General features: G+C 69.8%; 10 protein-coding genes. 7 read left to right on the forward strand and 3 right to left on the reverse strand.

Going from position 1 to position 11,739, the window contains the following annotated elements; translation table 11 throughout:
- The first annotated feature begins 5 nt into the window (after window positions 1–5).
- Genes paaC through ACTHL4_RS04240 form a run of 6 tightly spaced genes read left to right on the forward strand, consistent with a single transcriptional unit; the run spans window position 6 to window position 5,320 of the window.
- Entirely contained in the window at window positions 6–932 is a 927-nt protein-coding gene (gene paaC, locus ACTHL4_RS04215) for a 1,2-phenylacetyl-CoA epoxidase subunit PaaC (RefSeq protein WP_440281488.1), read from the forward strand.
- 4 nt (window positions 933–936) lie between these two features.
- The gene (gene paaD / locus ACTHL4_RS04220) at window positions 937–1,449 is read left to right on the forward strand and encodes a 1,2-phenylacetyl-CoA epoxidase subunit PaaD (RefSeq protein WP_440281489.1); all 513 of its coding nucleotides are present in this window, start codon (window positions 937–939) and stop codon (window positions 1,447–1,449) included.
- Window positions 1,450–2,538 (forward strand): 1,2-phenylacetyl-CoA epoxidase subunit PaaE, encoded by a 1,089-nt coding sequence (paaE, locus tag ACTHL4_RS04225; RefSeq protein WP_440281490.1) that lies wholly within the window; start codon window positions 1,450–1,452, stop codon window positions 2,536–2,538.
- 36 nt (window positions 2,539–2,574) lie between these two features.
- On the forward strand, window positions 2,575–3,741 hold the full coding sequence (locus tag ACTHL4_RS04230; RefSeq protein ID WP_440281491.1) for a thiolase family protein: 1,167 nt from the start codon (window positions 2,575–2,577) through the stop codon (window positions 3,739–3,741).
- On the forward strand, window positions 3,738–4,478 hold the full coding sequence (locus ACTHL4_RS04235) for an enoyl-CoA hydratase/isomerase family protein (protein WP_440281492.1): 741 nt from the start codon (window positions 3,738–3,740) through the stop codon (window positions 4,476–4,478). Before ACTHL4_RS04230 ends, ACTHL4_RS04235 begins: the two co-directional genes overlap by 4 nt.
- A complete protein-coding gene (locus tag ACTHL4_RS04240) occupies window positions 4,475–5,320 on the forward strand; it encodes a 3-hydroxyacyl-CoA dehydrogenase family protein (RefSeq protein WP_440281493.1) in 846 nt (281 codons plus the stop codon). The genes ACTHL4_RS04235 and ACTHL4_RS04240 overlap by 4 nt, the downstream gene beginning before the upstream one ends.
- 77 nt (window positions 5,321–5,397) lie before the next feature.
- On the opposite strand, the gene ACTHL4_RS04245 is transcribed toward ACTHL4_RS04240, so the two are convergent.
- Entirely contained in the window at window positions 5,398–8,817 is a 3,420-nt protein-coding gene (locus ACTHL4_RS04245; protein WP_440281494.1) for a bifunctional proline dehydrogenase/L-glutamate gamma-semialdehyde dehydrogenase, read from the reverse strand.
- A 111-nt stretch (window positions 8,818–8,928) separates the two neighbouring features.
- On the opposite strand from ACTHL4_RS04245, the gene ACTHL4_RS04250 reads away from it, so the two are divergent.
- Window positions 8,929–9,837 carry a LysR family transcriptional regulator gene (locus ACTHL4_RS04250; RefSeq protein WP_440281495.1) on the forward strand — a complete coding sequence of 303 codons (909 nt, stop codon included), beginning with the start codon at window positions 8,929–8,931 and terminating at the stop codon, window positions 9,835–9,837.
- A gap of 7 nt (window positions 9,838–9,844) precedes the next feature.
- On the opposite strand, the gene ACTHL4_RS04255 is transcribed toward ACTHL4_RS04250, so the two are convergent.
- Both ACTHL4_RS04255 and ACTHL4_RS04260 read right to left on the reverse strand, forming a co-directional pair.
- Entirely contained in the window at window positions 9,845–10,459 is a 615-nt protein-coding gene (locus ACTHL4_RS04255) for a TetR/AcrR family transcriptional regulator (protein WP_440281496.1), read from the reverse strand.
- A gap of 37 nt (window positions 10,460–10,496) precedes the next feature.
- On the reverse strand, window positions 10,497–11,720 hold the full coding sequence (locus ACTHL4_RS04260) for an Nramp family divalent metal transporter (protein WP_440281497.1): 1,224 nt from the start codon (window positions 11,718–11,720) through the stop codon (window positions 10,497–10,499).
- Window positions 11,721–11,739: the final 19 nt, after the last annotated feature.

Consider the following 11,739-nt stretch of genomic DNA (forward strand, 5'->3'; position numbering starts at 1 on the left):
CACCCATGAGCGACATACACATTCAGCAGGACACCGAGGGCGAGCACGACAACGCGTACGCCGGGCTGCTGGGCAACGACGCCCACTGGGCGTTCGGCACCGACTTCGAGGACCCGCTCGCCGGCGTCGACACGACCATCCCGGACGGCGTCGACGCCGCCGAATTGGCGCAGTACTGCTTGATGCTCGGCGACGACGCCCTGGTCTACGCGCAGCGGCTCTCGGAGTGGACCAGCCGCGCGCCCGACCTCGAGGAGGACATCGCGATCGCCAACATCGCGCTCGACCTCGTCGGCCAGGCGCGACTGCTGCTCGCCAGGGCAGCGGCGGCGGACCCTTCGCTCGTGCCGGTGCTGCCCGAGGGTTCCCCGGTGCCCGACGAGGACCGGCTGGCCTACTTCCGCGACGCCGACGCCTTCCGCAACGTCCGGCTGGCCGAGGTCCCGAACGGTGACTTCGCCGAGCTGGTCGCCCGACTGCTGGTCATGTCGACCTGGCGCTTGACGATCCTGCAGCGATTGGTGAGCCACGCAGACGCGGTGATCGCAGCGATTGCCGCCAAGGGCGTGAGAGAGCTTGCCTACCACCGGGATTTCGCCGGCCGCTGGTTCGTGACGCTCGCCCGGGGCACCGAGGAGTCGCACCGCCGGCTGACCGATGCGATGACATCGGTGTGGCCGCTGATCCCTGAGCTGCAGGCCTCGACCGAGGTCGAGGCACACGTCGGTGTCGACCCCGCCGCGGTCGCCGACGAGATGGACGTCGTCATCGATCAGGTCCTGGCCGTCGCCGGTATGACTCCACCGGACGGACCGGCACTCGCCGGCGTGCGTGGCCGTACCGGCCGGCAGGGCATGCATTCCGAGGCGCTGAGCCTGATGCTCGCCGAGATGCAGGTCGTCGCCCGCGCGCATCCGATGGGCCGGTGGTGACCGGATGATGGCAACACTGGAAGCCACTGCGGCAGAGCGCGCCCGGGCCATCGCATCCGAGGTCACCGACCCGGAGCTGCCGATGCTCACGCTCGCCGACCTCGGGGTGCTGCGCGACGTCGCGATCGACGACGACGGCACGGTCGTGGTGGCGATCACACCGACATACTCCGGTTGCCCCGCGATGGCGACGATGCGCGACGACCTCGTGCACCGGTTGACCGATGCCGGGTTCGAGTCGGTGCGCGTGCGCGTCGAGCTCAGCCCGCCCTGGACCACCGACTGGATCAGCGAGGCAGGGCGGAAGGCGTTGGCGGACAACGGCATATCGCCGCCCGGGCAAGCGCCACGCGGCCCGGTCGTGCTGACTCTCGCGCCCACCCGGCGCGCCATACAGTGCCCGCAGTGCGGGTCCGGCGACACCCAGGTGACCAGTGAGTTCGGGAGCACCGCGTGCAAGGCGCTCTACCGCTGCCGTGCCTGCGGTGAGCCCTTCGACCACCTGAAGGAAATCTGAATGACCATCGCACCCGAGGCCAACATCAACGCGCGCACCGCGCCGTTCCACCCGCTGCTGGTGCTGGACATCGAGCAACTGACCGAAGACGCCGTCGCCGTGACATTCGACGTGCCGGACGAGCTGAAGGACGAATTCGCTTTCGCCCCAGGGCAGGCGCTGACGTTGCGCCGGGTCGTCGACGGCGTCGAGCATCGGCGCACCTACTCGATCAGTTCTCCGGCCGGCAGCCTGCCACGGATCGGGGTGCGCGAGATCCCGGACGGACTCTTCTCCCGCTGGCTGGTCCGCGACATCCGCCCCGGCGACACCGTCGAGGTGCAGCGCCCGAGTGGGAGTTTCCGGGCCGATCCGGACCAGCCGGCGCGTCATCTGTGCATCGCTGCCGGGTCCGGCATCACACCGATGCTGTCCATCGCCGCATCGGTGGTCGGCCACCCGGACTCCACCGTCACCGTGCTCTACGGCAATCGGACGACGAACACGGTGATGTTCGCCGAGGAGCTCGCGGATCTGAAGAACGCCCATCACCAACGTTTCGACCTGATCCACGTGCTCTCCCGTGAGCCGCGCGACGTCGAGTTGTTCTCCGGCCGACTCGAGGGCGAGCGGCTGCGGACCATCCTGCGGGAACTCGTGCCGCTGCCGTCGATCGACCATGTCTGGCTGTGCGGTCCGATGGAGATGTTGCAGGAGACCCGGGCAGCCCTGGCGGAGCTCGGCGTCCCGCAGGACCGGATCCATTACGAGCTGTTCTACGTCGACGCGCCGCCGCCGCAACTGCGGCACGCCGACGCGGTCGTGGAGGGCGAAACCGCGTCGCTGACGGTGGTGCTCGACGGCCGCAGCACCACTGCCGCCGTGCCCAGGACCAGCACCGTGCTGGATTCCGCGCAACAGAAACGGCCCGACATGCCGTTCGCCTGTAAGGGCGGCGTCTGCGGCACCTGTCGCGCCAAGGTGACGTCCGGCGAGGTCGAGATGGCGCGCAACTACGCGCTGGAGGACGCCGAGGTCGAGCAGGGATTCGTCCTCACCTGCCAGAGCTTCCCGATCAGCGACGACGTCACGGTCGACTTCGACGCCTGACCCATCCCACCCGACCACAACGCCAAGGAGCACTGCATGCCGGAAGCCTTCGTCCTCGACGCGATTCGCACACCCATCGGTCGGTACGGCGGGGCGCTCGCCGGGCAGCGACCCGACGACCTCGCCGCGCTGGTCGTCGGCGACGTCGTGCGGCGCTCCGGCATCGACCCCGAGCGCATCGACGAGGTCATCCTCGGCGCCGCCAACCAGGCCGGTGAGGACAACCGCAACGTCGCTCGTATGGCGGTGCTGCTGGCCGGTCTGCCGCAGCGCATCCCCGGGTTCACCGTCAACCGGCTCTGCGCCTCGGGACTGACGTCGATCACGCTGGCACGGCAGATGATCGCCGCCGGCGACGCTGATGTCGTGGTCGCCGGCGGTGTCGAGTCGATGACCCGGGCGCCCTGGGTGCAGGCCAAACCGTCTCGCCCGTGGGCCAAACCCGGTGCCAGCTTCGACACCTCGATCGGCTGGCGCTTCACCAACCCGCGGTTCGATGCGGACACGACGCTGTCGATGCCGCAGACCGCCGAGCGCGTCGCCGAGCAGTGGCAGCTGACCCGCGAGGAGATGGATGCCTTCGCGCTGCAGTCGCACCAGCGGGCGGTCGCGGCGCGCGACGCCGGCAGGTTCGACGACGAGATCGTCGCGGTCGGTGAGGTCACCCGGGACGAGGGGCCCCGACCGGACACCACCGCCGAGAAGCTGGCCACGCTGCGACCGGTCAACAAGCCGGACGGATTGATCACCGCCGGCAATTCCTCGTCGCTGAACGACGGAGCCGCAGCGGTCGTGGTCGTCTCCGAGAAGTTCCTGGCCGAGACCGGCGTGCAGCCGAAGGCCCGCATCGTCGCCGGGGCCAGCGCCGGCGTCGCGCCGGAAATCATGGGCATCGGGCCGGTCCCGGCGACTCGTAAGGCGCTCGATCGCGCGGGCTGGCAAGTGGATTCGCTGGATGCGATCGAACTCAACGAAGCGTTCGCCTCGCAGTCGATCGCGTGCATGCGCGATCTGGCACTGGACGCCGACATCGTCAACTCCGACGGCGGCGCCATCGCGCTGGGACATCCGCTCGGCTGCTCGGGCACCCGGCTGGTGGTCACCCTGTTGCGGCGGATGCGCGACACCGGCGGCACCCGCGGGCTGGCCACCATGTGCGTCGGCGTGGGCCAGGGCTCCGCGCTGCTGCTGGAAACGGCATGAGCGCCGTCGAGCTGGACGAGCGGGAGGACCGGCTCGTCATACGGCTGAACCGGCCGGAGGTGCGCAATGCCATCGACGCCGACACCGTCGCGGCGTTGCACGACGCCTGTGCTCTGCTGGAACGACAGCCGCGGATCGCACTGATCACCGGCAGTGGCGGCATCTTCGCTGCGGGAGCCGATATCCGGCAGCTGCGCGAACGACGCCGGGAGGACGCACTGCAGGGGATTAACTCCGGCATCTTCGACCGCATCCGCAAGCTGCCGATGCCGGTGATCGCACTCATCGACGGCTACGCGCTCGGCGGTGGAGCGGAACTCGCCTACGCCTGCGACTTCCGGATCGGCACGCCGTCGGTCAAGATCGGCAACCCGGAGCCCGGTCTCGGCATCCTCGCCGCCGCCGGCGCGTCCTGGCGACTGGCCGAGCTCGTCGGTGAACCGCTGGCCAAGGAGATCCTGCTGGCCGGGCGGGTCCTGACCGCGCAGGAGGCGCTCGGTTGCCGACTCCTCAACGACGTGGTGGAACCGGATCAGCTCGAGGCAGCCGGGGCGGCGCTGGCCGACCGGATCGCGCGACAGGCACCGCAGGCCGTGCGGTTGACCAAGTCGGTCTTCCATGCTCCCCGCGAGGCGCACCCACTCATCGATGACATCGCACAGGCGGTGCTCTTCGAGACCGAGGAGAAATACCAACGGATGACCGCCTTCCTGGAGCGCAAGGAGCGCACGAAGTGACCAAGGACGTTCTCCCCGCAAGCATCGGCGTCATCGGCGCCGGCCGGATGGGAGCCGGCATCGCCCACGCCTTCCTGCTCGGCGGCGCAGACGTCGTGGTGCTGGAGGGCAGCGACGACGCCGCGATCGCCGGTCGCGAGCGGATCGAGCGCAGCCTCGCCAAGTCCGCGGAACGCGGCCAGACCGCGCACGGTGACCTGCGTATGGCGACCGACCGGGAGGCACTGACCCGGTGCGGCCTGGTCATCGAGGCGGTCCCGGAGGATGCGGAGTTGAAGGCGCAGGTGCTCGGTGACGTCGCCGGGCTGGCGCCCGGCGCCGTACTCGCCACCAACACCAGCTCGCTGTCGGTCACCGCGCTGGCGGACCGCCTGCCGGATCCGACCCGGTTGATCGGCCTGCATTTCTTCAACCCGGTGCCCAGCAGCTCGCTGGTCGAGATCGTGGTGGCAGACACCACGGCGGACGACCTGGTGCGGGCCGCGCAGGGCTGGGTCGCCGCCATCGGCAAAACCGCTGTGACGGTGCGGGATTCGCCGGGTTTCGCCAGCAGTCGGCTGGGCGTCGCGATCGCGCTGGAGGCGATGCGGATGCTCGACGAAGGTGTGGCGACGGCGGAGGACATCGACACCGCGATGACCCTCGGCTACCGGCACCCGGTCGGGCCTCTCCGCACGACCGACCTGGTCGGCCTCGATGTCCGCCTCGCCATCGCCGAACACCTGGAGCAAGAGCTCGGCCCGCGTTTCGCCCCACCGCAGGTGTTGCGCGACAAGGTCGCCGCCGGGCACCTCGGCCGCAAGACCGGTCAGGGTTTCTACGACTGGACCACCGAGAAGTAGCTCCGACGACTTCGGCCCTGCAGGGATCGCGCCGTGGCGCGATCCCTGCAGGGCCGAGGCGGTCCGTCGGCGCAGATCTAGAAGAGGTCCTCCGCCAGCGGCGTCGGTGAACCGAAGCGGTGCGCCGTGACGGCGACGGCCTGCTCGTGCAGGAAGGTCAGCAACTCGATCCGGCCCGCCTCCAGCACCGGTTGTGCGTAGAGTGCGATGTCCGCGCGACCCTCGCTCGCCGTGGCGAAGCCCTCCCGGGTGCCGCCGATCAACCGGACGCGGTGCGGCGCATCGGCGCCGCGCAGCCGAGCGGCCCACGCGTCCTGGTCCTCCTCGCGGACCGTCACGCCCGCCGAGGTCAGAGCACTTCGCAGGCGGGCTTCGAGGTCGACCCCGAGCGACACGGTCACCGGAGCACCGGCCGTCAGCCCGGCGGCGACGAGGCGCACCAGTTGCGCCGGCTCCGTCGCCTCCACCCGGATGGTCACCGGCACCGGGCGGTAGCGGAAGACGTTCTTCTCCGCCAGCAGGCCGGAGACGTCCTTGGCCGTGCCGAACTCCTGCTGCCACGCAAGTGCGTCCGACCCCGCGGCGCGGCGCACGTATTCGGCGTCGTCCCCGGTCAGGCCGGACGCCTCGACGAACCGGCGCACGGTGTCGGAGATCTCGGCCGACTCGCTCGCCATACGCGGCGTCCAGTCGGTGAGGCCGACGAGGTAGTTCGGCCCACCGGCCTTGGTGCCCGCACCGACGGCCGACTTCTTCCACCCGCCGAACGGCTGCCGTCGGACGATTGCGCCGACGGTCGTGCGGTTGACGTAGGCGTTGCCCGCCTCGACACGGTCGATCCAGGTATCCAGCTCGCTGCGCTCCAGCGAGTGCAGGCCGGCGGTCAGGCCGTAGTCGGTCTCGTTCTGTATGGCGATGGCCTCGTCCAGGTCGGCCGCCTCGATCAGACCGAGCACCGGACCGAAGTATTCGGTCAGATGGTATTCGGATCCACGCCGCACGCCCGTCTTCACGCCCGGCGACCACAGCCGGCCCTCGTCGTCGAGTTGCCGCGGCTTCACCAGCCAGGTCTCGCCCGGGTCCAGGGTCGTCAGCGCCTTGTGCAGCTTGCCGCTCGCCGGCTCGATGATCGGACCCATCTGTGTCGTGGGGTCGCTGGGCAGGCCCACCTTCAGCGACGTGACGGCGTCGATGAGCTGGGTCCGGAAGCGCTCGGAGTGCGCGACCGAGCCGACCAGGATGCCGAGCGACGCGGCCGAGCACTTCTGCCCGGCGTGCCCGAACGCCGAGTTGACCAGGTCCTTGACCGCGAGGTCGAGGTCGGCGTTGGGCGTGACGATCATCGAGTTCTTGCCGGAGGTCTCGGCGAGCAGTGGCAGGTCGGGACGGAAGCTACGGAACAGCGCCGCGGTGTCGAACGCGCCGGTCAGGATGAGCCGGTCGACCTTCGGCGAGGAGACCAGCGTCCGCCCGACCTCGTTCTCCGGGACGTGGACCAGGCGCAGCACATCCTCGGGAACGCCTGCGGCCCACAGGATCTCGGCCAGCACCGAGCCGCAGCGAGCAGCCTGCGGGGCCGGCTTGACGATCACTGCCGAACCTGCGGCGAGCGCGGCCGCCATACCGCCGGTGGGAATGGCCAGCGGGAAGTTCCACGGTGGCACGACCAGGGTGAGGTTCACCGGGTGGGGCACGGCGCCGTCGACCTGCTCGAGTTGCTCGGCCAGGTCGGCGTAGTAGTTGAGGAAGTCGATGGCCTCGGAGACCTCGGGGTCGGCCTGGTCGAGCGTCTTGCCGCACTCCGACCCGGCGACCTCGAGCAGGTCACCGCGGTGCTGCTCGAAGTGGGTGGCTGCCGACCGCAGGATCGCGGCACGTTCGGCCGCCGGCCGGGCACCCCAGGACGCGCCGGCCGTCCTCGTCTCGTCGATGATCGACTCGACGGCGGCCGTGTCCTGCACGGAGTGCGCCGACACCAGGTCGACGCCCAACTGCGAGGACGCGATCCGGTCGATGATCTCGGCACCCCAGATCCGGTTGCCGAGCAGCGAGGGGTCGGTGTCGGGCGTGTTCGCGAACCGGGTCAGTGGTGCTTCCGGCACCGGGCGGCGTCGGTCCTGCACCCGGTGCGGCGCCGGCACGTCGTCGGTCAACGCGGCGAGCGAGGCGACGAATCGGTCCTTCTCACGCTGGTAGAGCTCGGCGCTGTCGTGCAGGTCGAACACCGCCGACATGAAGTTGTCCTGGCTGGCACCCTCCTCGAGTCGACGCACGAGGTAGGAGATCGCCACGTCGAAGTCCTTCGGGTGCACCACCGGCACGTAGAGGAGCAGATCGCCGACGGTTGCGCGGACCGCCTCGGCCTGGCCTTCCGCCATACCGAGCAGCATCTCGAACTCGATGCCGTCCCGAACCCCCCTGCGCCCAGCGAGGATCCACGCATAGGCGACGTCGAAGAGGTTGTGGCCGGCGACCCCGATGCGGACGTTGGCAGTGCGCTCCGGCTGCAGGGCGTAGTCCAGGACGCTGAGGTATGACGTGTCGGTCTCCCGCTTGCTGCCCCAGGTCGCCAGCGGCCAGCCGAAGAGCGAGCTCTGGGCGCGTTCCATCGGCAGGTTGGCACCCTTGACGAGTCGCACCTTGATCGGCGCGCCGCCACGTGCCCGTCGCGCGGCTGCCCACTCCTGCAGCTTGATCATCTCCGAGAGGGCGTCGGGCAAGTAGGCCTGCAGCACGATGCCGGCCTCCAGGTCGAGCAGCTCGGGCCGGTCCAGCAACTGGGTGAAGACGTCGACCGTAATCGCCAGGTCGTGGTATTCCTCCATGTCCAGGTTGATGAATTTCGGTGTGCCGCTTCCGCTTTGGGAAGCCGCGTACTGATACAGCGGCAGCAGCCGGTCCACGACGTGGGCGACGGCCTGGTCGTGGGACCAGGGGGAGTGCGGTGCGACCGGAGAGGACGCCTTGATCGACACGTAGTCGACATCCGGCCGCTCGAGCAGCCGGCGGGTGCCGTCATACCGGCGACCCGCCTCGGCCTCACCGAGGACGGCCTCGCCCAGCAGATTGATGTTGAGCTTGACACCGCGCTTCTTGATGCGGGCGATCTGCCCGCCCAGTTTGGAGTCGGTCGCGTCGATGAGCAGGTGACCGACCATGCGCCGCAACACCTTCCGGGCGATCGGTATGACGACACCGGGCGCCGTGCCGGACAGCTTCGCACCGGACTGCAGCGCGGCGCGCTGGTACCAGGGCAGGAACTGCGGTGTGTCGGCGACGATCTCGCGCAAGGCCTGCGCAGCGACCCCGAAGTCCTCCGGGCGGACGACCCGGTCGACGAAACCGACGGTGAACTGCAGCCCCTTGGGGTCCTTGAGCACCTCGGCGAGCCGGGTCGCCGACGGGTGGACCGGTGTGCTGGCCGAGGCGTCGAGCCAGGCCTTCACCTGTGTCTCCACTTCGGCGACGAGTTGCGGGTCCACGGGAATGCTGGTCACGGGATACCTCTGAATTCTGTCCGGGCAAAGTGCTTCGATCCGAGTATCCGGCGTGGCTCACTTCGGGTAAAGCGACGTTTTCCGACGTATTCACTTCGGCTAACCTTAAGTATGCTCGAAGTGCGACGACTGCGGCTGCTGCGCGAGCTGAGCAGCCGCGGCACCATCGCGGAAGTGGCCGAAGCGCTGCACCTGAGCCCCTCCTCCGTGTCCCAGCAACTCAGCCAGCTCGAACGCGAGGTCGGGGTGCCGCTGTTGCGCAAGGCCGGCCGCCGCCTGGAGCTGACGCCGGCCGCGGAGGTGCTGGTCGAGCACACCGAGCGCATCCTCAGCCAGTTGGAGGAGGCCGAGAGCGCCGCCATCGGCGTCTCCGGAGAAGCGTCGGGCACGTTGCGGATCGCGGTCTTCCAGTCGGCCGCCGTCGCCTTCATGCCGCGGCTGCTGGCCGAGCTGGCCGCCGCGCATCCTCGGCTGCGGGTCACCATGTCGCAGCGCGAACCGGAGGAGGGGTTGCGGGAGACCGCAGCGCACGAGTTCGACCTGGTGATCGCCGAGCAGTATCCCAACCACGCGGCGCCGCGCTATCCCTCGCTCGACCGGGTGCCGCTCACCACGGATTCGCTGCACCTCGCCGTGCCGGCCCACAGGCACGGCTTCGACCAGGTGTGCTCGATCGCCGATGCGCGCACACTGCCGTGGGTGATGGAGCCACCGGGAGCGGCATCGCGGCATTGGGCCGAGCAGCTGTGCCGGCAGTCCGGCTTCGAGCCGGACGTGCGTTTCGAGACCGACGATCTGGAGGCTCACATCGCGCTGATCGAGTCCGGCAGCGCGGTCGCCGTGGTGCCCGACCTCATGCTGGTCCGTCGCCGTCCGGCCGCCCGGCTGATCGAGTTGCCCGGCGCGCCACGTCGTTCGGTCTTCACCTCGGTGCGCAAGTCGAGTGTGCAGACGCCCGGTGTGCGTGCCTGCCGTGCCGTGCTGGCCGAGGTGTTCCCCGCGTCGGTCGAGCTGGACTGACTGTTGCTCAGGCCGTGAGCAGCCCTTCGAAGGCAATCGTCGTCAGTGCGTCGGCGATGGTGTCGGGACTGATCCGGCCGCCGGGGCGCACCCATTCGGTGAGCGAGTTGACCATGCCGAAGAGCAGCCGGCTGATCAGGTCGGCAGGGATGTCGGTGCGTATGCCGCCCTCGTCGGCCGCCTCCGCGACGAGCTGCGCGAGCTCGGCGTCCAGTTCGCGCCGCCGCTTCAGCGCGGCAACCTCGGCGGGGCTGTTGCCGCGGACGCGAAGCAGCAGCGTCACGGCAGGCAGGTGGCTGATGAGCACGTCGACGCTGCCCCGGACGGCACGACGCAACCGCTCCAGCGCGGACACCGAGCGATCCGCGCGGGCTGCGGCAACGGCTTCGGCCAGGTTGTCCAGCGCCTCGTCGAGAGCTTGTTGGAGCAGATGCTCCTTGCTCGGAACATGGTGGTAGAGAGCGGATTTGGTGAACCCAAGGCGACTGGCCAGGTCACCCATGCTGGTGGCGTCATACCCCTGCAGGTTGAACAACTCGATGGCCTCCCGCAGCACGGTCGCCTGGTCCTTGCCTGGCCGGCCCCGTCGGCGCGGTGCCGGCTTCGGTGCTGCAGTAGTCATGCTCCGAGACTGTCACACGTCGGCTGCGGCGCAGCAGTCACGCGCCGAGCAGCGGTATGGCGAGCAGGGCCAGGTCCAGCGTGACCACCACCCCCACCACGGCCCAGCACGCAGCCGTCATGGCGGGGTGGTTGCGCCATACGCCCATCACGGCACGGGACGAGGTGAGCCGGACGAGGGGGATGAGGGCCATCGGCAGTCCGATCGCGAGCGCGACCTGAGACCAGACCAACAGGTCGACCGGCGGTATGCCGCACGCGAGCAGCGCGACCGACGGGACGAGGACGGCGATCCGGCGTGCCGCCACCGGGACCCGCCGGCGTAGTAGTCCGGCCATCACGACCTCGCCGGACCGGATCCCGACAGCGGTCGAGGTGATGCCGCTGACGAGCAGCGCGAGGATGAACCCGGTCCGGGCGCCGTCCCCGACCCGGTCGGCCAGCGCGTGGGCGAGTGCTGCGAAGTCCTCGTCCTGGTGTCCGCGTAGGGCAGTGGCGCCGAGCACCAGCATCGAGACGTTCACCGTCCCGGCCACCAGCATCGCCAACGTGACGTCGATCCGGTTGTCCCGCAACCTGCGGCGCGACGTGCCGCCCTGGTCGGTGGTGAGCGCGGAGTGCAGGTAGATGGCGTGCGGCATCACCGTCGCGCCGACGATGCCGGTCGCCAGCAGGACCATCTGCTGGTCGGCCGGCCGGGGGCGCAGATCCAGCCCGGCAGGCGACGGTCCCATCAGCACACCGAGGATGAATCCCGCTCCGATGACTGCAAGTCCGGCGACCATGACCACCTGGAAACCGCGCTCGCCGACCCGGTCACGGATCACCATGAGCCCGCCGCCGGCCACCGCCGTGACGACGGCGCCGCACCAGAGCGGCATACCGACCAGCAGGTGTATGGCGATCGAGGCGCCGACCACTTCCGCCAGATCGGTGGCGATCGCGACGCCTTCGGCCTGCAGCCAATAGAGCACGCGCGACGGGCGGTTGAGGCGCATGCTGAGCACCAACGCCATCGACTGGCCAGTGACCGCACCGAGTTTCGCCGACAGGTACTGCACCGGTCCGGCGGCCGCGACCGCGAGCAGGACGACCCACAGCAGCCCGAATCCGTACCGGGCGCCGGCGGTCGTGTTGGTCGCGATGTTGCCCGGGTCGACATATGCGATCGCGGCGACGAACGCCGGGCCGAGCCGCAGCAGCCTCGACGCCGGCGCATCCGGACCGCTCGGCGCGCGAGGCGTGGACCTCGCGCGCCGCATCGAACGGCTCGATGACGTC

Origin of the sequence: Flexivirga sp., assembly GCF_051955415.1 — a bacterium.
Lineage (GTDB): Bacteria > Actinomycetota > Actinomycetes > Actinomycetales > Dermatophilaceae > Flexivirga.